Source organism: Streptomyces sp. NPDC041940 (assembly GCF_055589465.1).
In genome coordinates, this window is sequence record NZ_JBVJBP010000006.1 from 321,964 (window position 1) to 348,813 (window position 26,850).

Below are 26,850 nucleotides of genomic sequence, written 5' to 3' on the forward strand. Positions count from 1 at the left end.
CTCAGCCCTCCGTACTCGGGGCGACCCGCATCAGCAGGCGGCACGCCTTGTCGCCGTCGCGCAGACAGCTCTCGGCCCGGTTCTCGGTCAGGGTCACGCCGAGTCCCTCGGACCAGCCCGCGTGGATGTCGGTGCAGGGGCATCGGTAGCCCTCCAGCGAACCGGCCATCCGCACCATGGTGATGGCGAAGTTCCGCCGCAGGGTGAGGACGATTCTGTCGTCGTCCTCGACCTCGGTGGAGGCGTTGCGCAGTTCCGGCGGGAACATGCGGTCGCCGCACTCGTCGTAGCGGCGGCGCAGCTCTTCCAGGTCCTTGCGGGTGTCGCCGCTGCCGGGCAGCGGGCCCGACCTGCGGGCGACGCGCTGCCCGACGTGCAGAGCCACCTTGCGCAACGCCTCCGCGTTGAGCTCGTTCGCGGCCTCCTGCCCGAAGCGTCCGGCCACCCCCTGGTACCAGTGGGCGTCGTGCTGCCACCACAGCCGGTACGCGTCCACGGTCTGCGCGCGGTGGTTGGTTGCGTCGTCCCTCACTCCTGCCCCCTGGTGGCGAACCGGTCGCGCATCACGCGTTTGAGGACCTTTCCCGTGGCGCCCTTGGGCACCTCGTCGGGTTCCATCCGCAGGGCCCGGGCCACCCGGGGGAACCCGGCGGCCGCCAGGACCGCGTTGACCCGCTCGGTCCATGCCTCGCCGTCGCCGGCCGGGGCGTCGCCGTCCGCGAGCTGGAGCAGCGCGTACGCCTCTGCCTCTCCCCCGCCGTCCCAGTCCGCCCGTACGCCCTCGGGGGCCACCCCGACGACCGTGCAGTCGGCCAGTTCGGGCAGCTCCCGCAGGAGCAGTTCCTCGGTGCGGGTGCTGAACAGGATCCCGTCGCGGGTCCGGATCGCGTCCGGTGCCCGGTCGAGGTGGTAGAAGTTGCCGTCCTCGTCCTGGTGGGCGAGGTCCCCGGTGAGCCAGTAGCCGCCCAGCCGCAGCCGGTTCCAGGTCAGCGAGTCGTTCCAGTAACCGGGCGTGAGGGTCGGCGACTTCAGGCCGAGGCGGCCGATCCGGCCCGGTGGCAGCGGGGTGCCGTCCTCCGCGAGCACGGCGGCCTCGGCGAAGCTGATCGGCTTGCCGACGCAGCGCGAATAGGCCGAGGTGTCCTTGGTGTGCCGGTTGTGGAAGACGGAGTAGCCCGCCTCGGACGAGCCGAGCCCGTCCACGAAGACGGAGCCCTCGACCCGCGTACGCCGCAGATCGCGCCCGATCCTCTCGTGGCCGCCGTGCCGCACCAGGGCCCGGATGTGCGCCTCGTGCGCCGCGTCCCCGGTGTTGAACCACACCTGGACACTGTCCAGACGGCGGCTCGTCAGGTCCTCCGCGGCCATCTCGCCGAAGGTCCCGGCGAAGGCCAGCACCGTGGTCGGCCGGAACTCCTCGATGGCGTCCAGCACATCGGTGCCGCGCCGGCTGGAGAGCAGCTTGATGTCCGTGCGGAGCAACAGGCAGTACAGCAGGGTCGCCACCATGGCGTTGTGCGCGCCCGGCAGCCCGACCAGGGTGCGCTCCATGTCGGTCCCGGTGGAGTAGCGCAGCCGGTGCACCTGCGCGTACATCAGCGTCCGGTGGGTGTGCGGAACCCCCTTGGGCATGCCGGTGGTTCCGGACGAGTGCGAGATGAGCACCGGGTCGGTGGGGTCGTGCCGGTACGGGTACGACGGCGGCAGGGCGGCGCGGTCCCCGGGCCGGATGTCGGCGGCGGTGACGAGGAAGCCGAGCCCCGGCCCCGACAGCACGGCATGGTGCTCCCGGTCCGTGAAGGCGCCCACCGCCCCCTGTCCGCGTACGTATTCCCGGGCGGTCTCGGGGGCCAGGTTGCCGTTGACGAACGAGGGGATCGCGCCGAGTGAGGTCAGTGCCAGGAAGTTCACGGCGAACTCGGCGCTGGAGTGGGAGTGCACGGCGACCGGGTCGCGGGGCCGTACCCCTCGGGCGGCGTACCAGCCCGCGTAGGTCTCGACGGCCTCGATCAGCCGCCCGAGCGTCAGCACCCGCGGACGGCTGCCGTCCGGCGCCCGCCAGCTGCCGTCGGTCCGCAGCACCGGCTCGTCGAGCGGGCGGCCGTACGCCGTCAGTCGCTCCAGGACGTTGCCGGCGCCCAGTTCGGTGTCGGAGCAGATCCGGGCGCGCTCCTGCCTACTGATGAGCATGGGTCTCCTTCTCCTTCCTCGCCTCGGAGTGGGTTGCCGCCAGCTCGAAGAGGCCCTGGATGCTTCCGGGGCAGGCGGCGGTCCCGGTAGCCGAGTCGTGCGTCTCGTCCGCCCGGACCGTCACGGGGGTCCCGTCGCCGGGACGGGCGAGCAGCAGCGCCGCTGCCCTGCCCGCGTTCGCGGGAAGGCCCGCCAACGGGTGCTCGCCGAGGGCCAGTTCCCGGTACACGGCGGCCGCCCGCTCACCGCCGCCCAGCTCCACACCCAGCACCAGCACCCGGTCCAGCTCCGGGTCCTCCAGCAGGAGATCCGCCATGGCCAGCAGTTCCGTCAGCGCGTCGCCGAAGGTCGAGAGGCTGAACATCTGTCCGGTGATCCCGAACTCCCGGCTCATGTGGCCCAGTACGGAGTTGGGGGTGGCCTGCATGAACAGCAGCGGGTTGTGGACCCGCCCGGTGACCATCCGGCTGCTGGCCAGGTCCGCGGTGGTCGTGTCGCCCAGCAGGCCGGCCAGCGCCACGGCGGTCCGGGAGCCTCCCCCATCGGGCCGTTCGGCCAGGCACTGCCGGGCGACCTCGTAGGCCAGCGGGCTGAACGCCGACTCCACGAAGCCGGGCAGCCTCGGCAGCGCGATGTCGTCCGGGCGCCCGGTGCGGTGGGTCGCGGTGGCGCTCGCCAGGATGCCGAGGGGTGAGCGGGGTACGAGTTTGTCCGTCGTCACGGCCGCTCCAGCACGAGTGCGGTGTTGGCGCCCCCGAAGGCGGCGTTGATGGTGAGGGCCCGGCGTGGGTCGGCCCGGCGCGGCCGGTTCGGCACGTAGTCGAGGTCGCATTCCGGGTCGGGCCGGGTGAACCCGGCGGTCGGCGGCAGCACCCCGTCCGTCAGGGCCAGCATCGTGATGACGAACTCCACGATGCCCGCCGCCTCCAGGAGGTGCCCGGTGGTGCTCTTGGTCGAGCTCACCGGGATCGACTCCGCCCGCTTCGCGAGCGCGGCTCGCAGCCCTCGGGTCTCGGCGCCGTCGTTGTACTTGGTGCCGGTCCCGTGGGCGTTGACATACCCGAGGGCCGCGCCGTCCGGGTCGCCGGCCAGCCGCAGCGCCTGCCGGGTGGCCCGGGCCAGGCCGGCTCCCTGCGGATGCGGCTGGGCGATGTGGTGGGCGTCCGTCGCCGCGCCCCAGCCCGGCACGGACGCCAGCGGCCGGGCACCGCGCCGGCGGGCGTGCGCCGCGGACTCCAGTACGACGGCCGCGACTCCGTCGCCGAGCAGCAGCCCGCTGCGGTCGGCGCTGAACGGGCGCACCATGCCGTCGCGGGACAGGGCCCGGCCGGAGTCGAACTTGCCGAAGGTCTCCTCCTCCACGAGGTATCCGCCCGCGCAGACGGCGACGTCGATCCGGCCGGAGGAGATCAGCCGGCAGGCGTGGATGATCGCGGCGGCGGAGGCGACACAGGCGTTGGTGAAGGTGAGCCGGGGCCCGGTCAGCCCGAGGTGACCGGCCAGCAACTCGGCGAGCCGCGCGGGCACGGCGTCGGCGAGCCGCGCCGCGCCCCCCTCCGGCTCGGCACCGGGGCCGCCCGCGGCTACGGCGCCCGCGTTCGGGCCCGCGCCCACGACACCCGCGCTCCGGCCCACGCCCTCACCGGCAACACCGTTAAGGCCAACGCCCCCGCCCCGGCCCACGTCCTCGCCCGCCGCGCCATGCAGCACGACACCCGCGTTCCGGCCCACGTCCTCACCGGCAGCACCGGCAGCACCGTTCAGGCCAACGCCCCCGCTCCGGCCCACGTCCGTTCCCGGCCCACGCGCCGATACCGACGCGATCTCCGCCGGCCGACTCCGCCAGTACCGCGTGACGCTGGTGTGGTCGCCGGCGACGCCGAGCAGGACCGCCGCCTCCGTGCCCGGGCCGAGGCCGGCCATGTCGAGGGCTTCCGTCCCGCAGCGGGCGAGTGCGTGGCGCAGCGCCCAGTCCTCGACCGCGTCGGGTCCGTCGGGGGCGGCGGCAGCCATCGGCGTCCGGTAGGGGCCCGTGTCGAACCGGGTGGTGGGGCGGAACGCGGGGATCCCCGCGAAGACGCCACGCCGGAGGGCATCGGCGCCCGTGCCGAACGCGGTGCGTACGCCGAAGCCGGTGATCGTCACGTCATCGCTCATCCCGGCCGCTCCCTTCCGCCCGGTCGGTCTGTGCCGCACGCAGGTATCCGGTGAGCCGCCGCAGCGAGGTCAGCCCGGCGATGTCCTCGTCGGTGGGCTCGACGACCAGGCCGTAGCGCTCCTCGACCACGTGGAGCAGCCACACCAGCCCGAGGGAGTCCAGCACCAGTTCGGCGTCCTCGCCGAGGTCGTCGGGCAGCCCGGGGAAGACCTTGCGGTCCGACAGCAACTGCCGGACGGTGTCGGTGGTGAGGGGGGCCGGCGAGGCTTCCGTGCTCATGCCCGCGCACCGCGCCGGACGACCTCGGCGACGAGTCCGCCGAGGGTCAGGGAGGCCAGCGGCTCGATGTCGGTGTCCGGGATCTCCACGCCGAACCGGGACTCCAGCCGCATCGTGAGCTCGATCAGGCTGAGTGAGTCGACGTCCAGCCCGCCGACGGTCACCGGGCTGTCGTCGGTGATGCCCTCACGGCTGGTCAGGATGTTCATCTCGTCGATGACCGCGGTCAGGACGAACTCGCGGATCTCTTCTTCCAGGGTCGATGTGCTCATGGTCGACAGAACTCCAGTGAGAGGTACCGGTGGGGGAATCGGGGGAATCGCACGGAAGGTGTTCGGGCGGCCCGGTCCGGCCTACGACGCACCGCTCGCCGCCGCCTGCAACGCCGCCGCCTGGCGCAGCAGCTTCCCGTTGGACGTGCGCGGCAGGGTCTCCAGCAGCCGGATCACCCGCGGCAGCTTGTAGTCGGCCAGCCGCTCCCGGCACCACCGCAGCAGTTCCTCCGCGGACGGCTCCTCGGCACCGGCGGCCACCGCGACGTACGCCTCGGTCACGCCCTCGTGGACCAGGACCGCCTGCTCGACCGCCGGGTGCTCGCGGAGCACCTGCTCGACCTCGGTGAGATCCACCTTCAGACCGCCGATCACGACGAGCGAGTCGGCCCGGCCGTGCACGCTGACCGCCCCGGTCTCGTCCACGGTGGCCCGGTCCCGGGTGTGCAGCCAGCCGTCCGCGTACTGCGTACCGCCCGAGTCGAAGAGATACGGGGACTCGGGCAGCGCCACGTCCAGTTCACCCCGGTACCGCCGCACCACCACGCCCGGTGCGGCCCGGCCGACCGAGGGCCGCAGCGCGCCTCCGACGTCGATGGCGACGATGCCGGTCTCGGTGGTGCCGTAGGCCTCGCCGACCGGGACGCCGTACCGTTCGGCGAACCGTGCCGCCACCCGCGGGGGCATCAGCTCGCCGCCCGACACCGCGATCCGCAGCTCGGGCAGTGCGGGCGGATCGAGGGCGGCCGCGAGCAGTTCGAAGTGTGTCGGCACGCCGAACAGGGCGGTGACCCGGTGGTCCACCGCGGTCCGCAGGATGTCCCGGGCCGAGACGCGGGGCGCGAACACCACGGAGACGCCCGCCGCCAGCGAGTACAGCAGCCCGCCGATCAGACCGAAGCTGTGGGCTGTCGAACTGAGCAACAGCAGCCGGTCGCGCTCCCCCGGCATGCCGGGAACCGTGGCGAACGCGTCCACTTCTGCGGCGACCGACCGCACGGTCCTGCCGATCACCTTCGGCCGCCCGGTGGAGCCCGAGCTGAACTGCACCAGCCGGTGCCCGGTGGCGGCCGGCCGGCCGGTCCTGCGGCACTCGGTGGTGACCTCGTACTCGGGCCGGAAACCGAACGCCGCCCGGACGTTGGACCCGGCGCCGACGAGGAACTGCGGCCGGCAGACCGCGCAGAGGGCCTCCACCTCGGCCGGTTTGAGCCGGAAGTCGAGGAGCAGCACCTGGGCGCCGAGCCGCCACAGCGCGAGCAGCACCTCCACCTGGGTGAAGCTGGGCGGTGTCCGCAGTCCCACGGTGCTGCCCGGGCCGATGCCGTATCCGGCGAACACGGCGGCCTGTTTGGCCACCCGCTCACGTAACTGCGCGCGGCTGACCGTCTCCTGTCGGTGTATCAAGAAGGGCAGGCCGTCGTCCCGGGCGTCGAGCAGCCGCTGGACGAGCGAGCCCATCGAGTCGGCCGGGTCTGTCGCGCGTTCGTCCATGAGGCCTCAGACCTCCTTGCAGAACTCGCCGATGGGCAGGCCGACATGGCGCTTGTCCGTGGCCAGGTAGCCGAGCAGTTCGTCACCGGTCCGCAGTTCGGTGACGTTGAGGACCTTCCCGCCCGGGCCGAGCACCCGTACGTGCCAGTCGTCCTGCACGGTCAGACTGACCAGCCGTCCGTCCTCGGCGTGGGTGCGGATCTCCAGCAGCGGCCGGGACTCCAGCTTGGCGCGGCCGACCACGACCCGCCGGGTGCGGCCGTCGGCGCCGACCGCCAGCAGGACGCTGCCGGAGCCCACCTCGCTCAGGTAGTTGGTGCGGTTGTCGGGTCCGAGCGTGTACGAGTGCAGGGCCCCGGCGTTGACCCGGAACGGCCGGGTCGGCATGTACGGCAGCGGATGGGTCTCGCTGCAGCACAGGACGAAGCCGGAGGAGTACGAGCCGACGAGGATGCCCTCGTCCTCCTCGAAGTGCGAGCAGGTGTCGACACAGACCCGGTCGCCGAGTCCGACGTGCCGGATGCTCTCCACGGTCAGCGTGGACAGCTCCAACTGGGGTGTGGTGGCCTGCAGCAGCCGTGCCAGCGCGAACACCTCGTCGGCGCTGCGGGGCGTGAACAGGATGCCGTCCGAGCCGCGCTCCAGCACGTCGAAGACGATCGCCGCCTCCTCCAGGCCGTCGACGACGGTCACCAGCTTGCCGTCGGCGGACTCGGCCGCGGCGAGCACGATCTCCAGCGGGATCTTGGTCGGGTCGGCGAAGTGGATGACGGTGTACGGCAGCTTCATGGCGCCGGCGCACGACAGCTGGAGCGTGCGGTCGTCCCGTACGTCGACGACGCCGGCGGCGGGTGTGCCACCGGCGGCGCGGTTGCCGGCGGCGAGGGCGTCCAGTTCGTCCTCGGTGCCGAACCTCCGCAGCAGGACGTCGATTCCGCCGCCGGCCGGGGAGCTTCCGGTCCCGGACGCGGACCCGGCGCCGTCGGTGCCCTTCGCCTCCTTGGCGCCGGTGTCCCTCTCCGCCTTGTCACCGGGCTTCTTCGGGGCGGCCGGGGCCCGGCCCTCGGGTGCCAGTACCCGGGTGACGGTCGGGGGCAGTGTGGCGAGCAGTTCGGCGTCGGCGGCCACCACCCCGGCCATCCGGGCGTGGACGGCCGCGTCCACCACCGCCTGGAGCTGCGGGCCGGGGACTTGACGCAGATCGATCCATGCGAACCTCATGCGACTCCTGCCACGAACGTCGAGGGATGGGTCATGCTCATGCCATTCGAAGCGCCGCCGTCACCGTGTACGACCGCGGCGAGGCGGGCCACCAGGGAGGCGGGCGAGGGCGCCGAGAAGATCCGGCGGCCGACGGCCAGCCCCCGGCAGCCGGTGGCCATCACGGCGGTGCCGTACTCGACGAGGTCGGTGCCGTCCGGCGGTCCGCCCGCCGCGAGGACGGGGATGGGGCTGCCCGCCACCACCTCCGCCATCCGCTCGATGGGCAGGGCGACGGAGGTCTTCACCATGTCCGCGCCCAGGTCCGCGGCGACGTTGGCCAGGTGCGCCAGGAGGGCGGGGTCGCGCGGGTCCTCGATCCGGGGGCCGCGCGGGTAGACCATCGCGATCAGCGGCATGCCCCACGCGTCGCAGGAACGGGCCACCGCCCCCAGGTCGGAGAGCTGTCGCGCCTCGGTGTCGGAGCCGATGTTCACATGGACGCTGACCGCGTCCGCGCCGAGCCGCAGGGCCTCCTCGACATCGGCGACCAGCACCTTGGCGTGGACGTCGGCGGAGCAGGCGGTACTGGCGCTCAGGTGCACCACCAACGCGCAGCTCTTGAGGATGTCCGGCGCGAAGGCGCGGGCGCGCCCCTTGTGGACGATGATCCCGTCGGCCCCGCCGTCCACCAGCGCCCGGAGCAGATCGTCCCACTTTCCGGCGGGGACGATCGGGCCGTCCGAAACACTGTGATCGAGAGGAACGAGCAGATGCCGGCCGTCACCCGCCAGCGAAAGTCTTCTCAAGCGTAATAACTTGCCGGTTTTCAGCATGGGTAATACGCCTCCCCAGCCGGTGGCCGCATAAAGTCCGAAAAACGATGGTCGTAGAACTTTCAAGTTGCGCCGCTGTGAGCATTTCCCGTGCGGCGGCCGGTTGGCAAGGTGCGATCACCGGTCAATATTTATGCGGCACCCGGCATGAATATTGACAGCAATACGACAGGTGCAGCGGGATTGACGACCGCATGGGGTGCTGTTCGTGGAGTCTCGGGCGCTTTGTTGCGAATGCCACGTGTAAACGGCAGGAAATTCCTCCGCCCACCCCTCCGATCGCGTTCGATAATTCGGACGACCGGATTTCCGTGTCGCTTCCTTGTCGAATTCGAATTCCCGGGCCTAGGGTGACTTCCCATGCCCGAATCGCTGTCCAAGACGACAGAGAAAGCCGCCGCGAGGGCCGAGGCCCCGCGAGTCGCCGTCGCGAGCCTGGTCGGCACCACGATCGAGTACTACGACTTCGCCGTGTACGGCACGGCCTCCGCGCTCGTCCTCGGCCCCGCCTTCTTCCCCTCCGGCAACCCCACCGTCTCCTCCCTCGCCGCGTTCCTCACCTTCGCCGCGGCGTTCCTGTCCCGTCCCCTCGGCGTCGTCCTGTTCGGAACGATCGGTGACCGGCTGGGCCGAAGACAGGCCCTGGTCGCCTCCCTCCTGCTGATGGGCGTGGCCACCGTCGGCGTCGGTCTGCTGCCCACGTACGAGACCGCCGGACTCCTCGCTCCCGTCCTGCTGGTGGCACTCCGTCTGCTCCAGGGCCTCAGCATGGGCGGCGAGTGGGGCGGGGCGGTGCTGCTCGCCGCCGAGCACGCACCGCCCGGCCGCCGCGCGCTGTACGCGTCGGTCCCGCAGGCCGGCCCCTCGCTCGGCTTCCTGCTGTCCAGCGCCGTCATCCTGCCCACGCTCCACATCGCCGGCCGGGACGGCTTCGCCGACTGGGCCTGGCGTATCCCGTTCCTGCTCAGCACCGTGCTCGTGGCGATCGGCCTGTGGGTGCGTACGACGGTGTCCGAGTCACCCGTGTTCCGCGACGCGGCGCATCGCACCGCACAGACACAGGCCCCGGCCCCGGCCCCGGAGTCCCGCTTTCCGCTGGCCACGCTCCTCCAGCGGTATCCCGGCCGGCTGCTGCTCGGCACCGGCGCGGCGATCGGCGGTTCGGCCGTCTACTACCTGACGATCGTCTACAGCCTCTCGTACGGCCCGAAGGAACTGGGCATCCCCCAGAACACGATGCTGACCGCCGCGAGCATCGGCGCCGCGGCCGGCATCGCCATCACCCTCCCGGTCGCCAGGCTGTCCGACCGGATCGGCCGCCGCCCGGTGATGCTGACCGGAGCCGTCGGCTGCGTGCTGTGGGCGGTGCCCATGTACGCCTCCCTGAGTTCGCGCGACGCCTGGCTGATCACCGGCGCCTACACGGTCGGCCTCATGCTGCTCGCGCTCATGTTCTCCCCGGTGGCCGCGTTCCTCCCCGAGCTGTTCCCCGCCCGGCTGCGCTACAGCGGAGCCTCCGCGGCCTTCATCCTCGCCAACACCCTCGGCGGCGGCTTCGCCCCGCTGGTCGCCACCTGGCTGAACAGCCACTGGGACTCCCCGCTCGTCCTCGGCTTCTACACCGGTGGCCTCTGCCTGCTGAGCCTGCTGTGCCTGCTGGCCCTTCCGGAGACCCGCGACCACGAGTTCGACACCTGACGGTTCGTGTGTTCCCCGGTCCGGTGTGTCTGCCGCCCGGCGCGCGGGCGGCGGCGACGGTGTTCCAGAAGTGGGGCAGCCGACGGTGTCGTAGCGTCGTGGCGGCTGCCACCTGCGCTCGGGCGGCGAGCCTTGGGGTCCACTGGCCTGTTCCGCAGGCCAGCTCCAGTAGGGCCGGTCGCATTGGGCCGCGCCGGCCCGGTCGTAGGCCAGCTTCTCGGGGCGCCCCACGCTCACAGTGCCTCCCAGCCTTTCAACCCAGTGATCATCACCGGCTTCAAGGCTGCCCGCGCCGAGCTCCTCACCACGGGGAAGAAGCAGGTCGGCAAGTTGAACGCCGCCGAGCGCGCCGCCTGCGCATCCAGACCTGCGTCCGACTGAGTGTGCACAGCGGCGCCGCCGGGCCTGACGGGGTGGCCATCGGCCGTCAGGTCGGCCCCAGAAGGTTGGTCCGCACGTCGAGCAGGTGGGCTCGCATCTGCTGGCGGGCCGCATCCGGATCGCGGTCGCTGAGAGCTTCGACGATCTGCTGGTGGGCCGCCTCGTAGCGCATACGCCGCTCCGGGCTGGCCGAGCGACGCTTGATGTTGCCCCAGACCGGCAGGTCGCGGGCGGCGTTCATGGTGTCGAACATCTGCAAGAGCAGGCCGTTGTGGGCGGCTTGGGCGATCGCCCGGTGGAATACGGAGTCCCAGGACTCGAACTCGGCGTGGGTGGCTGCTGCGCAGCCACGGGTGAGTCCTCGCTGGACCTCGGCGAGATCTGCGGGGGTGGCGTGCTGGGCGGCCAGGTATGCGATCTCCGGTTCGATCACCAGTCGGGCGGTCATGATCTCGGCGGGACTGGTCTGCAGGACACCCGGCTCTTCGCGATCAGCCGGTGCGGCGACGAAGGTTCCGCGGCCCACATGTCGGGTGATGACGCCTTCCCGCTCGAGCATGCCCAGCGCTTGGCGAATGGCCGCGCGGGAGGCGCCGAGGTCGGTGGCGAGAGCCCGCTCGGTGGGCAGCCGACTGCCCGGAGCCAGTCGCCCCGCGCGCAGGCCATCTTCGATCAACGCCCGCACCTGCCCACCCGTGTCCGATGGACGCCCGGTCTCTGCCTGCTCGGCCATGCTCACCTTCCCCTACTGCGCAACCAATCTGGACCAATCCTAACGCAGCGCTCCCGGCTGGACATGCGCAAATCGGACGAGCTACCGTAGCCAATCGAACCCAATCAGGACCAGAGGCAACCAATTCGCCAATTGGTTGCGCTGGGTTTGGCTCGTGAAGGAGGTGCAGTCGATGAAGCTGGTGACATTCATTGACCCTCGGACCCACAAGGCGGCCCTCGGCCGCCTCGACACGGACGGCACGATCCGCGATCTGACAGGCGTGGTCGAACAGGACACGACGCTGGAGGTCATCGACACCTGGGACGACCTCGCGTCGGCCCTCGATGCCGCGTGCGGCCTGCCCGTGGCGTCCGGGCCTCGCCGGTGTGCGCCGATCCCGCTGCCGCGCAATCTGTATGCGGTCGGCAAGAACTACCACGACCACGCGCAGGAGTAGCTCATCTTCGACATCCCGGAACTCATCAGCACCCTCTCTACCGGCATCACGCTCCGCGGCGGGGACATCATCGCCACCGGCACCCCGGCCAGCGTCGGCATCGGCTTCGCCCCGCCCCGCTTCCTGGAGTCCGGCGACGTCGTCGCATGCGCCATCACGGAGCTGGGCTCCCTGCGCAACACGGTCAGCCACCCGGCATAGGGCCAGCCCCGAACCCTGCCTCCTCCACTGTTTCCCGGAGCTCTCGAATGTCCCCCCTCCCCACGCCGGCCGCGCCCACCGTGCCCGCCAAGTCTGGTGCGGGCGAACCGCGCCAGGTGGCCTCGCGCCGCTGGATGTGGCTGGCGGCCTGGCCGGTGATCGCGGCCATGGCGCTGTCCAATGAGCCGACGCCGCTGTATGTGCTGTGGCAGGACCGGATGGGCTTCTCAGCCGCGACGCTCACACTCATCTACGCCGGATACATCGGTGGGCTGCTGCTGACCTTGTCCATCGGAGGCACCTTGGCCGACCGGTACGGGCGCCGTCCGGTGCTGCTGCCGGGCCTGATGCTGGGACTTGTGGCCTCCGCCCTGTTCATCACCGCCCACTCGGTGGCGGTACTGGGGCTGGCCCGCGTGCTCAGCGGCATCGCGGTCGGGGCGATCCTGTCGTCCGGCATGGCCGCCGTATCAGACCTGGCGCCCGAGGGTGACAAGAAGCTCGGCGGGCTGATCGCCTCGACCGCGATGGTCGCCGGCGCGGCGTTCGGTCCGCTGCTCACCGGCGTGCTCTCGGAAGCCCTGCCGTACCCGACGGTGACGGTCTTCGTGGTGCAGCTGCTTGTGATGCTGGCCGCGTGGTTGCTGGCGCTGCGCATGCCGCCGGCGAAGGCAACCAGCGTGCGCCGATCAGGGCGGGTGCTGCGGATGCCGTCCGTGCCACGGGCCCATCGTCGCGCCCTGTTGACGAGCCTGGCCGTCTTCGCCCCGGCCATCACCGCCACCGGCTTCGTCCTCAGCCTGGGCCCCTCCCTGCTCGCTGGACTCCTGCACTCGGACAACCGGCTGCTGTCCGGCGGCCTCATCTTCCTGCTCTTCACCGCGGCTACCGGCATCCAGTTCACGGTCCGCGCCGTACGCGTCCCGGCGCTGTTCCAGATGGGTGCGGTGCTGACCGTGGCCGCGATGGTGGCGCTGATCGCAGCGGTGGCGCTCACGTCGGTGCCGCTGCTGCTGGTCACGGCGGTGCTGTCCGGCCTTGGCCAGGGCGCATCGCAGCTGGGCGGGCTGTCCACGCTGGCCGAGGTGGTGCCGTCCGGGCGTCTTGGAGAGGCGAACGCGGCCCTGACCGCGGGCGGTTACCTCCTGGCCGGAACGCTTCCGGTGGCGGACGGCTATCTCAGCGACGCGGTCGGACCGACCGCCGGCACCACGGCGTTCGGCGTCGTCGTCGCGGCGTTGGCGACCCTCGGCTCCCTGACAGCCCGTCAGCTTCCACACGTGTCACAGCCCGAACATCCACGTCTTGGACCGGAGGATTCTTGAGCAGCACCACGCGCCGCACCGTCCTGCTCCTCGTCGGCGCCGCGACTGCCACCGCCGCAGCGGCATTGCTCGCGGGAACCGTAGTACGCGACGACCCACCAGCCCCTACCGCATCACCTCGGCTCTACACAGGAGATCTCATGCGCCCCACCTCCAGTGGCAAGCACCACACCACCTTCGAGTTCGGTGACCTGACAGTTGTCTCGCTGCGCGACGGCTACGTCGACATGCCGCCCACCCGGCTGCGTGACGACAGCGGACACACGCTCGAGACGGTGCCGGACACGGTCCCGCTCATCGACGGCAATCTGCGTCTGTCGGTCAACGCGTTCTACATCACCGACGGCACCAGCTCGGTCCTCATCGACACCGGCGCGTCCAATGCCTGGCACTCCACCATGGGATCGCTTCTCGACGCCCTGAACGAGGCCGGCATCGACCGCGGTGACATCACCGACGTGGCCATCACCCACAACCACGAAGATCACGTGAACGGTCTGATCGCGCCCGATGGATCACAAGCGTTCCCCGCGCTGGAACGCGTATGGATCGGCGAGGGCGACGCAGCGGTGTTCACCGGGCGTCTCGCGCCGATCCGAGACCGGGTCGTGCCGGTCTCCGAAGAAGTCGCAGTCACCGACCGGGTCACAGCGCTACCCACTCCCGGACACACACACGGCCATACCGTCTATGAGGCACGCAGCAGCAGCGGCCGACTTCTTGTGTGGGGTGACACCGTGCACGTGCCCTCCATCCAGTTCGACCAGCCGAACGTGTCATGGGAGCTCGACGGCGACCAGCCGCAGGCCCGCCAGGCCCGCAACGCACTGCTTCAGCAGCTCACCGAACCGGGATACTTCGTCGCCGGCGCCCACCTGGACTCCCCCGGCATCGGCAGGGTGACACGCCACGGATCCGGCTATGCACTCGAGTACGTGGCAGCACCCGCCTCCTGACACGCCGACCATCGTCGTCGTAGGAGATGCGCAGTCGAATCTCGGAAGGGTCGCCCGGCACCCGTGAAGACTCGATCACTGCGGCAGCCCAACGAGGCGTCTACCCGCTCGCGGACGACAGAGCCCCCGGACCCCATGCTGGGAATTCCGGGGGCTCTGTGTCGCGATGAGGGCGGGGTGGGCGGCGGTGGAGGGTCTGGTGGTCTACATAGCTGAGCGCCACCGTGTCGATCTCGCCGCGGTCCGGGTGGACGAGCGCGACACGCTGCCCGCCTGCGGCCGGGGGCCGGTGTCGCAGCCATCACCACGCCCAGATCCGCGACCGCTGTGTCTCGGCCGGACCCAAAGATTGGCGTGTTCACGGCGATACGAGCGGGGTGTCAGCGCCCAATACTGCGGTCTGGACTCGCCGGGCGTGCCGGCCGGTCGGCACACGACAGTGGCGCGGCGGGCCCATCCGTCGCGCCCACGAATTTCGAGGAGACTCTCGCATGAGGGGTTTACGGATGGCCGGACGTCTGAGATCGCTGGCCCGCGTCCTGACCGCCGGCGCGGTCATGGTCGCCGGTCTGTCCAGTGCGGCGGCGTACGCGACGGAAACGGCCCCGCTCAGCGCCGCCGCTCCGCAGCTCGGCATCCAGTTCAACGCCGACGGCGATGCGGGGCAGTGCGGCGGAAGGACCGGGGAGCAGTGGGCCGCCTCGCCGGACTGGACGCAGGCCATCCGCTTCGACACCGACGGCCGTGGCGGCGGCTGCCAGCTGGCGTTCGGCGTCTACGACCCGGACAGCGCACTCGCGGGCGCCTCCATCAGCTACTCGCTCCAGCCCAGCAGCGGCGGTGACGCCGGTCAGTGCGGGAGCTACCAGGGCACCAACCCGGTGCCGATCCTGCCGATCCCGGTGTTCGGGCAGGCCGTCAGGGTCGACACCGACGGCCGGCCGGGCTGGTGCAACCTCACCTTCACCGTGACGGGCAGGATCGTCCTCGACGTCCAGTTCTACCCCGACGGCGATGCCGGCCAGTGCCCGGACGCTCTGCCCGCGGGCCAGTACCGCTCGGCCTTCGTCGGCACTCCGGTCACGGTGAAGATCGACGCCGACAGCCGCTCCGGCGGCTGCCAGTTCCTGCTGCGCCTACGGCACTTCTAGTGCCGCATCAGGCAACGTTCACCCCCCTGTTCGCCGGTTGGGCACTGTAGATCCAGTCGAAGCCGTCAGATCCCTCGGTGTCGAGATGCTGTGCTGGTCGTCCCAACGGTGGTAGAGCGCCTCTGCTTCCTCAAGCCGGGCGAGTGCATCGGACGGGTTATGGGCACAGGTCTCAGGATCGCGGTGGACAGCGAAGATCGCGTCGACATCGGCTGTGGTCGGGCGCGACCGCGGTGTCCTTCACACGGCCGAGTTGATGTCCGAGGGCTCCCGATTGACGAAATAGGCGTGGAGTGGAGCCAGCGAGCCGGACGGCCGCCGCGTGTTCGTCGCGCTGGTTCAGGTAGCGGTCGCTCGAGCCGAGAAGGGTTGGGCGCGCAGAGCAGGCAGCCGGGCACATTCTTCAGAATCGGCCAGGCCTTCTCCCAGGGCCAGGAGCGAAAGGAGCTGCACCGGGCGGCCCGCTGTGGCCGCAGCCTCCAGTTTGTGGTGGCCGTCGAGGAGGAAGTGCGTCAGCCCCCAGTGCCGATAGTGGTCGGCCGGCAGGCCGGAGGCGGGTTCACATACGTCCAGCGTCGAGACCGCCACAGCCGTCGGGACCGTTCCCCGGCCCATGAGTTCGACGTACTCCTCGACGCGCTCCCTCGTGTTCCATGTGGGGGGAACCATGGGCACGACGAATTCATAGAGGTGAGAGGACGCGTCGACTGGGGTCTCGAAGGTCCGGTAGTACGGCGTGTGCGGGTATGCAGGGAGTCCCCAGAACTGGTCGAGCCCCCACGTGGCCACCTGCTCGCCGCTGAAGTAGTCGCCTTCCTGGCCGGGGACGACCAGACGGGGCTCCACGCGGAGCAGTACCGGAAGGTACTCACCCTCCGGCAGCAACGCACCGAACGCATCGATCACGCCGCCCTCGTCCGGATCGGCCAGCGCGCCGGTGAGCCGCTCCTGCACGCTCTCCAGCGACAACGTCTGCCTGGCGGTCTCCAACCGGCGAAACAGAAACGGGCATGTTCCGCACCAGAAGCTCAGTTCGAAGGCGGGTTCCCCGTCGACCACGAGCAACCTGCGCCCCGGCCCGCCCCCGATCTCCCGCCGCTCCGCCTCGAAGTGCAACCGCGCCTCGGGGGTCGGGACGCCGAGCCTGCGTAGCTCGCCCAATTTGATCATCACAGACCGACCCTATGAGACGCTGCGGATCGGCAACACCGGCTACTAGGTACCACGCCTTACCGGGAGACTCCACGCTCCTTCACGGGACGCCCGCACCCTGCGGGCCTGGGCGGCCGGCTCAGCCCAGCACGTCGGTGATCTCGCAGTCGATCCAGGCGAGCGCACCGGCCAGCAGCGGAGAGCCGGTACGCCCCGCCCGCCGGTCGACCCCGGCGAACTTGTCGCCGCCCGAGACCGTGAACTGCCGGCACCGCGCGTCCCGCCCCTCGGCCAGTACGTTGGCCGCGAAAGTCCCGCCCCGGATCCGCGGCGAGGTCGTGGACGTCTTGGCCGGGGCGAACGTGACCATGGGCGGTTCGAGCGACAGCGCCTGGGACGACCTCTACGCCGACGAGTTCTGCGCAGCAAGGGCCGGTGGCGCTGGAGCGCAGATGGCCAAAGCCCATGCCGAGAAGGCCGCCCGCAAGGGCGCCGCCGCTGCGGCTACTGCCGGGACCGGTGGCGCCGGAGCAGGCGCCGCAGCGCTGGGCAGTGAGACCGCCGGCAGCGGAGGTTTCCCCGGCGACATCGCCGCCAACCCGACCGGCGGCGGCGAGGGCCAGGAAGGTTCGCAGAGCAGCGGCGCGGGCGGCTCGCCCGGTGGCCACGCCATCAAGTCCGGTCTGGACAAGGCCGTCCAGCCCGCACCGACGAGCGTGTCCGACGACACCAGCGGCCAGGCGGGGGGGATCCGGGGCGAACGCCGCGTCCGGCCAGGACAGCGGATGGCAATTCGCTCCCCCGACCACGACTCCGCCGCCGCAGGGCGCCATCTCGTCCTCCGGATCACAGAACGCCACGTCCAGCGGAGGGGCCTCGCCGCCGACCGGCCCCTGATCCCCTGACCGACTCCATCTTTCCGTCGCCCCGGTCACGGTGAAGTTCCCGCACCGCTCCCGCCGCGGCATCCTCCTCGGCCTCTCCCAGCCCCAACTCATCCTCGTCTCGGCCACGCTGGCGCTTCTGCTGATGACGGTGATCTCCACCGGGCTGCTCGGCGTCGTCGCCCTGGCCCCGCTGTGGGCGGCAGCCGGTGCGCTCGTCATGATCCGCCGGCACGGCCGCTCCCTGATCGACTGGGCGCCGATCGTCGCCCGCTACGCGCACCGCCGCCGCAGTGGCCAGACGCTCTGGCTCGCCCGGCCCCTCACCCGCCCCCGGCAGGACGGCATCCTCCACCTGCCCGGCACCGCCGCCTCCCTCAAAGTGGTCACCCCCGGCGACTCCGCCAACGGCGCCGCAGCGGTCCACGACCCCCACCGGCAGACGCTGACCGCCATCGCCCGCGTCACCTCCCGCGCCTTCGCCCTCCTCGACCCCGCCGCCCAGAACCACAACGTGAGCAGCTGGGGACGCGCGCTGGCCGGCATCGCCCGCACCGGGCACATCGCCACCCGTGCAGGTGCTGGAGCGCACCGTCCCCGACAGTGGCGACACCCTCACCCGCCACTGGACCCATAACGGGCAGCCCCAGACCCCCGTCGCCGGACAGATCTACTCCGAACTGGTCTCCTCAGCCGGCCCCGCCGCTGCCCCGCACGAGACCTACCTCGCCATCTCCCTCGGCCTCAAGGCCGCCCGGCGCCTGATCCACCAGGCCGGCGGAGGACTGCCCGGAGCGTTCACCGTCCTGGAGCAGACCACCGCCTCCATCGCGCAGGCTGCCCGCAACGCCGGACTCCAGGTCACCGGATGGCTCACCGTGCGGGAGATCGCCGCCGTCATCCGCACCGCCTACGACCCGAAAGCCCTCGCCGCCCTCCAGCAATGGTCCGAGACCGGCCGCGCCGAAGCCGACCCCGCCGCCGGTCCCGTCGTCCAGTTCGAAGAGTACGACCGCCTCGCCACCGACTCCGCACGGCACGCCACGTACTGGGTGGAGAACTGGCCGAGGACCGAGATGGGAGCCGGGTTCCTGCACGGGCTGATGCTCACGGCCGGCGTGCGCCGCAGCCTCTCCCATACATACGTGCCGCAGGGGCTCGAGTCGGCGCTGCGGGACGTTCAGCGCAAGAAGGCCGCGATCATCGCGGACGCCAACGAGCGCGCCCGCCGCGGACAGGTCGACAGCGAGGAAGACTCCGTCGAGTACGCCGACGTCAAGCAGCGTGAACGCCAGCTCATCGCCGGGCACGCGGATGTGGCCCTGACCGGCCTGGTCACCGTCACCGCCGAGACCGAGGCCCTCCAGGATGCCGCCTGCGCACAGATCGAGACCCACGCCGTCACCTCCGGCGTCGACCTGCGACGCCTCAACTACCAGCAGCCCAACGCCTTCACCCTCACCGCACTCCCACTCGCCCGAACCGCCCTGTGAGCCGGACCTTGCCGGCCGGTGTCGGCCCTTGCTCTTCGTTCATCCGCGACGGACCACCCGTCACTGCCCCCTGCCGCCCGGCAGGAAGGACCCACCTTGATCTCTCGCACACCCCCGGGCGACGCGCACCCCTACCTCCGCGCCGCGAGCGCCGGAGTACGCCACCACACCCGCGCCCTCGTCCCACCGGACACCGCCGCGCCCCGGCCAGCGGACCGGCACGAAGGCAGCCGACGACGGCTGGGAGCTGGTCACCTGCAGAACACTCACCGGTCCGGACGGAAGACGACTGGAGACCGAGGGGGTGTTCAAACGCACGGGATCGACGCGATGCACGCCCGGCGGCGCAACGCACACCGACTAGGTCACCATGCTGTTCACACCCTGGGGCCAGGCGCTCCCGGACCGCGAACCGGACGCCGACCCCACGCCTGCCGCCCCTCGCCTGGCCAAGCAGCCACTTCCACCGCCTTCTCCGCCTTCCCGGCATGTTGGGCGACGCTGAAAATGCCGACGAGTCCGGCACTGAGGGTGCCAATGAGTGAGATCGGGATTTCCCCGCTGAAGGGCTCCCAGCGGGGCGATCGTCGGCAGGGTGTCGCGGTGGTCGGCAAGGTGCCGGACGCCCCGGCTCGTCGGCCGTGTTCTCATTTCGCAACGCGATCACAACGGGTGGCGATGGCGCAGTGCCCGAATGGTGCGGCTTACTTCCCGCTTCCCTCGGCAAGGGTGTGCGCGACGAGGGCGTTTGCGTGACCGTGCCCCAGCCCGTGTTCGGTCTTAAGCCAGGAGACGAGTTCCATGTGCTTGGTCAAGGGCGAGGAACGGATGATCTCCTTCCACTCTGCTATCGGACGGCCGTACTTCTTCTCGATCGAAGGGAAGTAGCTGGCAGGGCCCTTCACGGGTTCAGTCATGTCGGTGGTGTCCCATCGCTTGATGCAGAACGATCTTGGGGCGTTGATGCGCTTTGCCCGTATGACCGGAGGCAAGAGGCGAAGTAATCGGTCGAACAGAAGTGACCTGCGCCACTTTCAAACTCGCGTGACCTTCCCCGCGACCGAAGGACTTTCCGCAGCCGACCGCAAGCCGTACAAGCCGTGGTCCTACGACACCGCCAACGCCCAGCTCTACATCCCGCGTCTGGCCGCCGGACAGGACCGCTGGTTCACCACCGCACTCTCCAGCCAGAAGGGCAAGGCCCCGACGCCGTCGCGCACTCCGGCCTGCGGATCAACCCCGGCCCGGACGACAGGGCCTGGCTCCACGACGTGCCCCGCACGTCCATCCGGTACACGTTCGTGTGCAACGGCGCCGCCACCGCCCCCGCCAAGGCCGCCCCGTCCCGCCTGATCGGCTACACCTGCGCCCGCACCGACGCCTCCGGCCCGCCCGTGACGTCCTGGTCGAGTCCCGCCTAGAGGCGCCACTTCCTACTGCCGTACGGCCCTGATGTCTGCCCAATGTCCCCCTGTTCCATCCGGAGACACTTCTGTCTACCAGTTCCTTCATCGCCCGCCGCACCACCGACGGCTACAACGGCATCGTCGTCCACTACCTCAGCCAGCCGAGTCACAAGGTGCCTCTGCTACTCGCCGCCTTCCAGTACCGCTTCAGCCGTGATGTGGAGGCCATGGCCCGGCACCTCGTCGACGGTGTCACCCTCGGCTGGGACACCCTGGGCACCGATCTCCTCGACGGTGCACCACCCTCGCTGGTCACCGAACTGACCGGCGGTATGCAGTGGTCCAGCAGGGCCCTCGACAACTTCCTGATCGCCCCGGACGGCTCCTCGCCGACCCGCAGGGCCATCACCCCGCAATCAGCCGCAGAACAAGACTTCGAGTGGGGCTATGTCCTGCGCCCGAGGGGCATCGAAGTCATCAGCGTACGGATCCAGGCGGGCTGGGGACCGCTCGTCCCATGGGACACCGACCCGCGCACTCGATTCAGTGATCACCCCGCCCACTGGACCTTCGAACAGCCGCCTCCAGTGATTGCGCCCGCCGCTGCTGCCAGGCCCGCGAAGCCCGCATCCGCGACCACGTCCCGGCGCAACGCCACACGACGTTGAACCGCCCCGCTCACCGGAGACCAAGACGTGCCCGCACCCCTGATCACCGTCGTCATCGCGAACCGCCTGCGCGAAGACCGGCTCGACTACCTGACCGCCATGCACACCAGCCTCATGGCCACACGATTGGCCTGGATGTGAGCGGCGTTGGTGAGATCCTCGGGGACACTGCAGGGTACCGGTGGTTACGACGTCATTTTCTGAGGTCGTTGCAGAATGGCCACCAATCAGGTGAGGGAACTGGCACGCGGCCAGCCCCATTGAGCAACACCCGTATGAGTGACCGTCAGTGGATGACGAGCGTGTCTCCACCCTCTCGGGCGACTCTGAAAAACAAGGCGTAGTGCGTCATACGCTTTCCGGATGGCGACCGTGGGGCCAAATAGCCTATACCCCTCGGTTGACTAGCACGCGTAGTCTCATTTGTCGGGACATGGTGGTCCCGGTGAATTACGGAGGCAGCATGGATCCGGAAATTGTGGCGCTAGCAAGCACATTCGGCGGCGCTATCGTGGCATCAATGGCTACAGACACCTGGCAAGAAGTGCGCAACCGGGCCGTAGAAATTTGGCGACGATTTCAGCCCGACAGGGCAGATGCGACCGGACAACTCCTGGAATCCAATCGCACTCGCCTGATGGGAATGCAAGCTGACACAAGGTGCCAGTTTGAGAGTTCTCTAGTCAACCAGTGGCATCGTGAAGCAGTGGCATTGATCCAATCGAACTCCGCCGCAAGTGAAGCCTTGGCTGAAATGATTCACGCGACGCAATCGAATAAGGTTAGAGTTCATCAGAGCGGAAGCTCCCACGGGAACAGTCGCATTTTTATGGCTGGTCGAGACCAGAACTTCGGCACAAATGAGTGACCATCAACCGGATGCGGCAGGGGACTATGTCCTTCCGCCTCCATCTGGCCACGCAGGCAGGTCAGGTCCCCGCGAAATACCGCTGCCGGTCGGCGATTACGACCCCGCACATGACCGGCTCTCCGACGAACACAGAGAGGAGGGACGAAGCGATCAGCGGTACGTACACATGCGGGCCGAAACCAACGACGATTCCCGGGCCTATATGGCAGGCCGCGACCAGTACATTAGGGAACGTCAGGACTTCTCTGCCGTAGGGAGATGGATCAAAAGGACCGCAGATAGCACACTTAGTGCGATTCTTGCATTCTTCGTAACTTGGGCACTTTGTGCCCAATATGATTGGAATACGCCCATCCAGCCAGTGTTTGATTGGGTCCAGGGCTGGGGTCAGGGGCTACCCATCATCAAGGAATTTGTCGAGAATAACGTCAAGTAGAACCGGCGTCCACCAGGCGAAGGAGTTCCTCTACCAAGTCACCCCCGCGGCTTCAGGCAGTAGGTTCACAGCGTTAAGGCGCTAGCTGAGGCCCAGGCTGTAGCGATCCCGGCGGCGAATGATGAATCCGCCTTCTCGGACCAGGTGCAGGGGTGCAGAGTAGCGGGGTGATCACGTGCTCACCTCGTTCGTCTGTTCGTCGTGGACTCGCAGCATGCGCATGGCCGAGGCCGACAAAGGAGCCCTCGCCGGGCAGTCAGTAGGACGTCAGGGGATAGCCGCGCAGGACCTGCTGAAGGTGGAGAACGTCACGGGGGATGAACTCGGCGACGGTGACGGCCACAACATCGGAGGTGCGCTCGATGTCCTGGGCGATCCGATTGACCTCGGAGCCGGTGAGGCCGTGGGGGATCTTTGCCAGGCCGAGGCTGCCCTCGCCGCCGTCGATGGCATCGACATCGAGGTGGAGGGCGACGCGCGAGCAGCCGGTGGCGGTGAGCCAGTCGAGCAGCGGCTGGGTGATGGTGCGCAGGTTCTCGGGGGTTGAAGGCGGTCAGGCCCCATTGGGCGACGTGCTGGTAGGCGTCCTCGGTCCAGTCGTGCAGCCCGACGAGGGCGACGCGTTCGGCCGGGATGACGGCCGGGAGCAGCTTGGACATCTCAGGGTCACCGTGTCCGGTGATCATGGAAACGGCCATGGTGTGGTAGCCGTTGTAGTCGGTGGTGCCGGTGTCGACGTCCGGATGGGAGTCGATCCAGACGACTGCGACGTCGTCGCCGTAGCGGTCGGCGAGGGCAGTGAAGGGAGCGACGCTGACGGTGCAGGTGCCGCCGAAAGTGGTGATGCGGGCGGGTGCCTGTTCTTCGATGATCCTCAATGCGTCGCCAAGTTGCCGGGTGAGCACGGCCTTCGACTCGATGCCGTCGCATAGTTCGGCGCCGAAGTCGTCCATCGGCACGGGCACAGTGGCGGTGGGGCCGTCATGCGGCGGTAGTACGGCCTGGAGCACCTGGGTACCGACAGCGTAGCCGCGGCGGGCGTCGGCGAGGGGAACTCGGGGACGAGCTGGCCGACCATGCCGACGGCGGCGCCCTGCCATTCGGGCCACAACAGGCGCAGGTGTGAGTCGGCCGTGGTGGTGTCAGGGGTGCTGTGCATTGGCAGTGGAGGTCCTTTCCGTGGTGGCGGGTGTGGTCCAACTGGCCAGCAGGCGCAGGGACTCGGCGGAGGAGGTGCCGGGAGCAGCGGTGTAGACGAGGAGTTGCTGGCCCTCGTCGGCGGGGAGTGCCATGGTTTCGTGGCGCAGGGTGAGGTCGCCGACCAGGGGGTGGTTCAGGTGTTGTTCCCCCTGGGTGCTCTGGCCGACATCGTGGCTGTCCCACCAGAGATGGAAGGCGGGCACCTTGATGCACAGTTCGCCGACGAGTTCGTTGAGGCGCCGGTCGTCGAGGTGGGGGCCTGAGGCCAGGCGCAGGGCGGCGACGTGCCCACGGGCGGCCTCGTCCCAGTCGGCGTGCAGGTCCCGGGCGGCCGGGTCGAGCAGGACGAACCGGGCCAGGTTGCGCTCATGGTGCGGCAGCGCGCCGAAATCGGTGAGCAGCGCGTGAGCGAGGTCGTTGGCGGCCAGGACGTCGCGACGGTGGTTGACAACGAGGGCAGCGAAGACGTCGTTGAGCACGTCGAGCAGCTGGTGCAGTTCGGGTCGCACCCGCGGCGTGTGCCTGCTGGACGAGGGAGGCTGGCGGCTGGGGCGCTGCCGGCCGCGGGCGAGCCCGTGCAGATACTCCCGCTCGACGGGGGTCAGACGTAGGTCAGCGGAGGCAACAGCGGCATCGGCCTCCAGGTCGCACGCACCCTCCTCGCCGACGGCCACCGCCTCATCCTGCTCGGCCGTGACCCGCGCAAGGGCGAGGCCGCACTCGCCTCCTTCGGCCCGGCCGCCGAGCGGGCGTCCTTCCTCGCCGCCGACCTGTCCACCCACGACGGCGTGCGCGACGCCGCCCGCCACATCCTGAACGCGCACCAGAGCATCGACGCCCTCGTGCACACCACCGGAATACTCACGATGCAGGAGAGCCGAACGGCCGACGGCCTGCACCCCTTCTTCGCGGTCAACTACCTCAGCCGCTACCACCTCACCCAGCTGCTCCTGCCCGCGCTGCGCCGCGCCGAGGCGCAGGCCACGGTGGTCATGATGACCGCCGCGGTAGAACCGACCGACGACGCGGACTTCGCCCGCTTCCCCGAGTTCGCCTCGTTCAACTTCGGGCGCGACCGCAAGCCGGTCCAGCTCGCCAACCATCACTACGCCGCCCATCTCACCCGCACCGAACCGGGCCTGACCGCCGCAGTCGTGAACGCCGGCGGCGTCAAGACCGACATCATGCGCGAGGCGCCCTGGTACATGCGGGCCGGCGCCAAGGTGCTGGGACCGCTTATCTTCGACTCAGTCGAGAGCTCCGCGCACAACGTCGTGGAAGGCGTCCGGCGCAACGACTGGGAGGCCCCCGCCTACTGGGGCAAGCCCGGCCGCTTCGAACAGCGCACCCCGATCATGCTCGACGGCGCCGCCACCGCACGCCTCATGGACAGCTCCCGCGCCCTGACCGGCGTCTGAACTCGGTCAGGGCGTCTCCGCCGTCGATCAGGTGGGTGCGCGGCGGCATACCTCGGCGCCGTAGCCGGGACTGAAGCCGCTGGCGTCGGTGTCCCAGTTGTAGGCGGTGGACTGGCTGAAGCCCAGCAGGCGGCTGAAGACATAGGCCGGCAGCTCGGAGGCGATGTCCATCAGCGAGGCGTTGCGGGCCCGTCGGGGCCGGATGCCGAGATTCTTGAGGCGGCGGCCCAGGCTGTGCGGCTCGAGCGGACGTCCGGCGTGGACGCCGGGGAACAGCCAGGGCGACTCACATCCGGCGAGCGTCGGGCCGTGCCCGCGTCGGTGCCTGGCCAGTTCGCGCAGCATCTCGTCCAACGGCGCAGGGATGTCCACGGGCTGCCGGCCCAGGCGCAGGAACAGGGTGTGGCCGTCGTCGAGGAGGTGGTCGGCGGTCAGGCGCGGCCTACTCCGGCACGATCCTGGCCCGCTTGGGCCTGAAGGCTGTCACCGGGTCTTGCGGGTGGCCATGTCGAATGTGTGTCGAAGCTCTGGGCCTCAGTCGACAGACGCCCACATCTGGCGCGAGTCCGACCTGGCCGCACCGCAGACGAGCCGGGCGCCCTCTCCTGCGCGGCCAGGAGGAGGACAACGCCGAGCACCGGCGGGTGCGGGCCCACGTCGAGCACACCTTCGCCCGGATGAAGAACCTGCGCGACTGCCGCCAGAGGGGCGACGGCCTCCACCACGCCGTCGCCACCATGCACAACCTCGCCCTAGCAGGTACAGCACGTCAGGCGTTGCTCAGCCATGACCGCCACCAAACCTTCTGCAACACCCTTTAAAGCGGGGCCGCATCGCTTCTGTGGCCGGCGTTCGTGGCAGCGCCGGAGAACCTGTGACGCCGGGGCGACCGGGCGGCCCAGCCGTCCGGCAGGCGGTTTCGTCTTCTCGTGCTGCGAACCAGCTCCACGGCCACCACGTCGGACACGACACTTCGCTACCACATAGGACACCCTGCCGAGAAGCCTTTGCAGGAAAATTCGCAGAAATAATGAGAACTGATTGAACGCTCGGTCACACGTTTCGCGTAACTCCATCCGAACGCAGGCGCCGCGTTTACATCAAGAAGAACCGGCCGGTCGACGACCGGCCGGTACGGCCCCCGACCCGTGAGGTATTCGAATGCGCCGGGCTCTTCCCAAATACCGCAAGCGCCGCGTAGCAATGATCGGCGGCACAGCCGCCGTGGTGTTGTCCGGAGCGCTGATCACCGGCTCAGCCTTGGCGGGGCAGACGTCCCAGACGAACGACCAGTCCGAGAACGCCCCGAAGACGGCAGCCACAACGGTGAACTGCCCGAATGTCGCCGCGCAGCTCCCGGCGATCCCCGCCAACGCACAGGCCGAGGTCAACCGCGACCTCGCCCTCCTGAACACCCAGATCCAGGAAGCCAACAACCGCATCGCCAGCAGCGCCGGCCAGGGCGGACCCAACTTCGTCCAGAACGCCATCCTCAACCCACTCAAGGACAAGCGCACCGCGACGATCAACCGCATCACCAACGCCCTCAACCTCAACCCCGCACAGCAGCAGGTCAACGCCCTCGCCACCTGCAACCTCAACAACGGCAACGGCAACGGCAACGGCAACTCTGGGGACCAGGGCAACGGCAACAACAACTGCGGCAACGGAAACGTCGGAGGCAACAACAACGGCCAGGGCAACAGGGGCGCCAACGGCAACACCGGGAACCAAGGCAACCGCAACAACGGCCAAGACAACAACGGTGCCAACGGCAACAACTGCGACAACGGAAACGCCGGAGGCAATGGTGCCAACGGCCAGGGCAACGCAGGAGGCAACGGCCAAGGAAACGCCGGAGGCAACAACAACGCCGGCGCTGCGAACACCGTGAACTGCCCGAATGTCGCCGCCCAGCTCCCGGCGATCCCCGCCAACGCACAGGCCGAGGTCAACCGCGACCTCGCCCTCCTGAACACCCAGATCCAGGAAGCCAACAACCGCATCGC

The 26,850-nt window shown here is 69.7% G+C and carries 27 protein-coding genes and 5 pseudogenes; 16 read left to right on the forward strand and 16 right to left on the reverse strand.

What is annotated here, in order from left to right; genetic code table 11:
• Window position 1: 1 nt before the first annotated feature.
• The 9 genes from ACZ6I3_RS14090 to ACZ6I3_RS14130 all read right to left on the reverse strand — a co-directional run bounded on the left by ACZ6I3_RS14090 (window position 2) and on the right by ACZ6I3_RS14130 (window position 8,429).
• Window positions 2-532, reverse strand: a complete 531-nt coding sequence (locus tag ACZ6I3_RS14090) for a hypothetical protein (RefSeq protein WP_469414519.1) — start codon at window positions 530-532, stop codon at window positions 2-4.
• Window positions 529-2,190: a class I adenylate-forming enzyme family protein gene (locus tag ACZ6I3_RS14095; RefSeq protein WP_469414521.1), complete on the reverse strand. Its 1,662-nt coding sequence runs from the start codon at window positions 2,188-2,190 to the stop codon at window positions 529-531. The genes ACZ6I3_RS14090 and ACZ6I3_RS14095 overlap by 4 nt, the downstream gene beginning before the upstream one ends.
• Window positions 2,177-2,911, reverse strand: coding sequence for a hypothetical protein (locus ACZ6I3_RS14100; protein WP_469414522.1), 735 nt, complete (start codon window positions 2,909-2,911; stop codon window positions 2,177-2,179). Before ACZ6I3_RS14100 ends, ACZ6I3_RS14095 begins: the two co-directional genes overlap by 14 nt.
• A complete protein-coding gene (locus ACZ6I3_RS14105; RefSeq protein ID WP_469414523.1) occupies window positions 2,908-4,347 on the reverse strand; it encodes a beta-ketoacyl-[acyl-carrier-protein] synthase family protein in 1,440 nt (479 codons plus the stop codon). The genes ACZ6I3_RS14100 and ACZ6I3_RS14105 overlap by 4 nt, the downstream gene beginning before the upstream one ends.
• The gene (locus ACZ6I3_RS14110; RefSeq protein WP_469414525.1) at window positions 4,337-4,627 is read right to left on the reverse strand and encodes an acyl carrier protein; all 291 of its coding nucleotides are present in this window, start codon (window positions 4,625-4,627) and stop codon (window positions 4,337-4,339) included. The genes ACZ6I3_RS14105 and ACZ6I3_RS14110 overlap by 11 nt, the downstream gene beginning before the upstream one ends.
• Window positions 4,624-4,899: an acyl carrier protein gene (locus ACZ6I3_RS14115; RefSeq protein WP_031105264.1), complete on the reverse strand. Its 276-nt coding sequence runs from the start codon at window positions 4,897-4,899 to the stop codon at window positions 4,624-4,626. The genes ACZ6I3_RS14110 and ACZ6I3_RS14115 overlap by 4 nt, the downstream gene beginning before the upstream one ends.
• A gap of 81 nt (window positions 4,900-4,980) precedes the next feature.
• Entirely contained in the window at window positions 4,981-6,393 is a 1,413-nt protein-coding gene (locus ACZ6I3_RS14120) for a class I adenylate-forming enzyme family protein (protein WP_469414527.1), read from the reverse strand.
• Between the two features lie 6 nt (window positions 6,394-6,399).
• A complete protein-coding gene (locus tag ACZ6I3_RS14125) occupies window positions 6,400-7,614 on the reverse strand; it encodes a 3-dehydroquinate synthase II family protein (RefSeq protein WP_469414529.1) in 1,215 nt (404 codons plus the stop codon).
• Window positions 7,611-8,429: a 2-amino-3,7-dideoxy-D-threo-hept-6-ulosonate synthase gene (locus ACZ6I3_RS14130; protein WP_469414530.1), complete on the reverse strand. Its 819-nt coding sequence runs from the start codon at window positions 8,427-8,429 to the stop codon at window positions 7,611-7,613. The genes ACZ6I3_RS14125 and ACZ6I3_RS14130 overlap by 4 nt, the downstream gene beginning before the upstream one ends.
• Window positions 8,430-8,789: 360 nt before the next feature.
• Between ACZ6I3_RS14130 and ACZ6I3_RS14135 the strand changes: the two genes are divergently transcribed.
• Window positions 8,790-10,127: an MFS transporter gene (locus tag ACZ6I3_RS14135; protein ID WP_469414531.1), complete on the forward strand. Its 1,338-nt coding sequence runs from the start codon at window positions 8,790-8,792 to the stop codon at window positions 10,125-10,127.
• Window positions 10,128-10,554: 427 nt separating this feature from the next.
• Here the strand turns inward: ACZ6I3_RS14135 and ACZ6I3_RS14140 are convergent, their stop codons facing one another.
• Window positions 10,555-11,241: a FadR/GntR family transcriptional regulator gene (locus tag ACZ6I3_RS14140; RefSeq protein WP_469414533.1), complete on the reverse strand. Its 687-nt coding sequence runs from the start codon at window positions 11,239-11,241 to the stop codon at window positions 10,555-10,557.
• Between the two features lie 172 nt (window positions 11,242-11,413).
• Here ACZ6I3_RS14140 and ACZ6I3_RS14145 point away from each other — a divergent pair, with 172 nt between their 5' ends.
• From ACZ6I3_RS14145 to ACZ6I3_RS14165, 5 genes are all read left to right on the forward strand, one after another.
• A complete protein-coding gene (locus tag ACZ6I3_RS14145) occupies window positions 11,414-11,680 on the forward strand; it encodes a hypothetical protein (protein WP_469414535.1) in 267 nt (88 codons plus the stop codon).
• A gap of 12 nt (window positions 11,681-11,692) precedes the next feature.
• Window positions 11,693-11,881: a fumarylacetoacetate hydrolase family protein gene (locus ACZ6I3_RS14150; protein ID WP_469414570.1), complete on the forward strand. Its 189-nt coding sequence runs from the start codon at window positions 11,693-11,695 to the stop codon at window positions 11,879-11,881.
• A 47-nt stretch (window positions 11,882-11,928) separates the two neighbouring features.
• On the forward strand, window positions 11,929-13,206 hold the full coding sequence (locus tag ACZ6I3_RS14155; protein WP_469414536.1) for an MFS transporter: 1,278 nt from the start codon (window positions 11,929-11,931) through the stop codon (window positions 13,204-13,206).
• Window positions 13,207-13,346: 140 nt separating this feature from the next.
• Window positions 13,347-14,162: an MBL fold metallo-hydrolase gene (locus ACZ6I3_RS14160; RefSeq protein WP_469414538.1), complete on the forward strand. Its 816-nt coding sequence runs from the start codon at window positions 13,347-13,349 to the stop codon at window positions 14,160-14,162.
• A 506-nt stretch (window positions 14,163-14,668) separates the two neighbouring features.
• Window positions 14,669-15,313, forward strand: coding sequence for a hypothetical protein (locus ACZ6I3_RS14165; protein ID WP_469414539.1), 645 nt, complete (start codon window positions 14,669-14,671; stop codon window positions 15,311-15,313).
• A 339-nt stretch (window positions 15,314-15,652) separates the two neighbouring features.
• On the opposite strand, the gene ACZ6I3_RS14170 is transcribed toward ACZ6I3_RS14165, so the two are convergent.
• Entirely contained in the window at window positions 15,653-16,483 is an 831-nt protein-coding gene (locus tag ACZ6I3_RS14170) for a hypothetical protein (protein WP_469414572.1), read from the reverse strand.
• Window positions 16,484-16,604: 121 nt separating this feature from the next.
• Window positions 16,605-16,835, reverse strand: coding sequence for a flavin reductase family protein (locus tag ACZ6I3_RS14175; RefSeq protein ID WP_469414541.1), 231 nt, complete (start codon window positions 16,833-16,835; stop codon window positions 16,605-16,607).
• Between the two features lie 58 nt (window positions 16,836-16,893).
• On the opposite strand from ACZ6I3_RS14175, the pseudogene ACZ6I3_RS14180 reads away from it, so the two are divergent.
• Window positions 16,894-17,362: pseudogene (locus ACZ6I3_RS14180) on the forward strand (SCO6881 family protein); the annotation flags it as partial.
• A 39-nt stretch (window positions 17,363-17,401) separates the two neighbouring features.
• A pseudogene (locus ACZ6I3_RS14185) lies at window positions 17,402-18,842 on the forward strand (SCO6880 family protein).
• A 704-nt stretch (window positions 18,843-19,546) separates the two neighbouring features.
• On the opposite strand, the gene ACZ6I3_RS14190 reads toward ACZ6I3_RS14185, so the two are convergent.
• On the reverse strand, window positions 19,547-19,759 hold the full coding sequence (locus tag ACZ6I3_RS14190; RefSeq protein WP_469414542.1) for a DUF4287 domain-containing protein: 213 nt from the start codon (window positions 19,757-19,759) through the stop codon (window positions 19,547-19,549).
• 61 nt (window positions 19,760-19,820) lie between these two features.
• Here ACZ6I3_RS14190 and ACZ6I3_RS14195 point away from each other — a divergent pair.
• From ACZ6I3_RS14195 to ACZ6I3_RS14215, 5 genes and pseudogenes are all read left to right on the forward strand, one after another.
• Window positions 19,821-20,035, forward strand: a pseudogene (locus ACZ6I3_RS14195) (DUF8094 domain-containing protein); the annotation flags it as partial.
• Entirely contained in the window at window positions 19,943-20,263 is a 321-nt protein-coding gene (locus ACZ6I3_RS14200; protein WP_469414543.1) for a DUF8094 domain-containing protein, read from the forward strand. The pseudogene ACZ6I3_RS14195 and the gene ACZ6I3_RS14200, both read left to right, overlap by 93 nt.
• A gap of 158 nt (window positions 20,264-20,421) precedes the next feature.
• A complete protein-coding gene (locus ACZ6I3_RS14205; RefSeq protein ID WP_469414544.1) occupies window positions 20,422-20,916 on the forward strand; it encodes a hypothetical protein in 495 nt (164 codons plus the stop codon).
• Window positions 20,917-21,379: 463 nt separating this feature from the next.
• Complete coding sequence (locus ACZ6I3_RS14210; protein ID WP_469414546.1) at window positions 21,380-21,784, forward strand: hypothetical protein; 405 nt, start codon at window positions 21,380-21,382, stop codon at window positions 21,782-21,784.
• 653 nt (window positions 21,785-22,437) lie between these two features.
• Window positions 22,438-22,770: a hypothetical protein gene (locus tag ACZ6I3_RS14215; protein ID WP_469414577.1), complete on the forward strand. Its 333-nt coding sequence runs from the start codon at window positions 22,438-22,440 to the stop codon at window positions 22,768-22,770.
• 28 nt (window positions 22,771-22,798) lie between these two features.
• Here the strand turns inward: ACZ6I3_RS14215 and ACZ6I3_RS14220 are convergent.
• Window positions 22,799-23,323: pseudogene (locus tag ACZ6I3_RS14220) on the reverse strand (arginase family protein); the annotation flags it as partial.
• Between the two features lie 42 nt (window positions 23,324-23,365).
• The gene (locus tag ACZ6I3_RS14225; RefSeq protein ID WP_469414573.1) at window positions 23,366-24,097 is read right to left on the reverse strand and encodes an MmyB family transcriptional regulator; all 732 of its coding nucleotides are present in this window, start codon (window positions 24,095-24,097) and stop codon (window positions 23,366-23,368) included.
• Between ACZ6I3_RS14225 and ACZ6I3_RS14230 the strand changes: the two genes are divergently transcribed.
• Window positions 24,056-24,841 (forward strand): SDR family NAD(P)-dependent oxidoreductase, encoded by a 786-nt coding sequence (locus ACZ6I3_RS14230; protein ID WP_469414575.1) that lies wholly within the window; start codon window positions 24,056-24,058, stop codon window positions 24,839-24,841. The two genes, ACZ6I3_RS14225 and ACZ6I3_RS14230, sit on opposite strands and share 42 nt — an antisense overlap.
• Before the next feature lie 27 nt (window positions 24,842-24,868).
• Here ACZ6I3_RS14230 and ACZ6I3_RS14235 read toward each other — a convergent pair whose 3' ends face one another.
• A complete protein-coding gene (locus ACZ6I3_RS14235) occupies window positions 24,869-25,213 on the reverse strand; it encodes a hypothetical protein (RefSeq protein ID WP_469414548.1) in 345 nt (114 codons plus the stop codon).
• Between the two features lie 203 nt (window positions 25,214-25,416).
• On the opposite strand from ACZ6I3_RS14235, the pseudogene ACZ6I3_RS14240 reads away from it, so the two are divergent.
• A pseudogene (locus ACZ6I3_RS14240) lies at window positions 25,417-25,602 on the forward strand (IS5/IS1182 family transposase); the annotation flags it as partial.
• Window positions 25,603-26,002: 400 nt separating this feature from the next.
• The coding region (locus ACZ6I3_RS14245; protein WP_469414550.1) for a hypothetical protein at window positions 26,003-26,850 on the forward strand (848 nt) is incomplete at its 3' end.

Excerpts from the sequence above, each read along its gene's own strand:
- ACZ6I3_RS14160 (WP_469414538.1), top strand. The coding sequence starts at position 13,347 with ATGCGCCCCACCTCCAGTGGCAAGCACCACACCACCTTCGAGTTCGGT.
- ACZ6I3_RS14135 (WP_469414531.1), top strand. The coding sequence starts at position 8,790 with ATGCCCGAATCGCTGTCCAAGACGACAGAGAAAGCCGCCGCGAGGGCC.
- ACZ6I3_RS14115 (WP_031105264.1), bottom strand. The coding sequence starts at position 4,899 with ATGAGCACATCGACCCTGGAAGAAGAGATCCGCGAGTTCGTCCTGACC.
- ACZ6I3_RS14155 (WP_469414536.1), top strand. The coding sequence starts at position 11,929 with ATGTCCCCCCTCCCCACGCCGGCCGCGCCCACCGTGCCCGCCAAGTCT.
- ACZ6I3_RS14165 (WP_469414539.1), top strand. The coding sequence starts at position 14,669 with ATGGCCGGACGTCTGAGATCGCTGGCCCGCGTCCTGACCGCCGGCGCG.
- ACZ6I3_RS14105 (WP_469414523.1), bottom strand. The coding sequence starts at position 4,347 with ATGAGCGATGACGTGACGATCACCGGCTTCGGCGTACGCACCGCGTTC.
- ACZ6I3_RS14175 (WP_469414541.1), bottom strand. The coding sequence starts at position 16,835 with ATGGTCACGTTCGCCCCGGCCAAGACGTCCACGACCTCGCCGCGGATC.
- ACZ6I3_RS14120 (WP_469414527.1), bottom strand. The coding sequence starts at position 6,393 with ATGGACGAACGCGCGACAGACCCGGCCGACTCGATGGGCTCGCTCGTC.
- ACZ6I3_RS14110 (WP_469414525.1), bottom strand. The coding sequence starts at position 4,627 with ATGAGCACGGAAGCCTCGCCGGCCCCCCTCACCACCGACACCGTCCGG.
- ACZ6I3_RS14130 (WP_469414530.1), bottom strand. The coding sequence starts at position 8,429 with ATGCTGAAAACCGGCAAGTTATTACGCTTGAGAAGACTTTCGCTGGCG.
- ACZ6I3_RS14140 (WP_469414533.1), bottom strand. The coding sequence starts at position 11,241 with ATGGCCGAGCAGGCAGAGACCGGGCGTCCATCGGACACGGGTGGGCAG.
- ACZ6I3_RS14215 (WP_469414577.1), top strand. The coding sequence starts at position 22,438 with ATGCGCATGGCCGAGGCCGACAAAGGAGCCCTCGCCGGGCAGTCAGTA.
- ACZ6I3_RS14145 (WP_469414535.1), top strand. The coding sequence starts at position 11,414 with ATGAAGCTGGTGACATTCATTGACCCTCGGACCCACAAGGCGGCCCTC.
- ACZ6I3_RS14170 (WP_469414572.1), bottom strand. The coding sequence starts at position 16,483 with ATGATCAAATTGGGCGAGCTACGCAGGCTCGGCGTCCCGACCCCCGAG.
- ACZ6I3_RS14210 (WP_469414546.1), top strand. The coding sequence starts at position 21,380 with ATGGATCCGGAAATTGTGGCGCTAGCAAGCACATTCGGCGGCGCTATC.
- ACZ6I3_RS14095 (WP_469414521.1), bottom strand. The coding sequence starts at position 2,190 with ATGCTCATCAGTAGGCAGGAGCGCGCCCGGATCTGCTCCGACACCGAA.
- ACZ6I3_RS14125 (WP_469414529.1), bottom strand. The coding sequence starts at position 7,614 with ATGAGGTTCGCATGGATCGATCTGCGTCAAGTCCCCGGCCCGCAGCTC.
- ACZ6I3_RS14190 (WP_469414542.1), bottom strand. The coding sequence starts at position 19,759 with ATGACTGAACCCGTGAAGGGCCCTGCCAGCTACTTCCCTTCGATCGAG.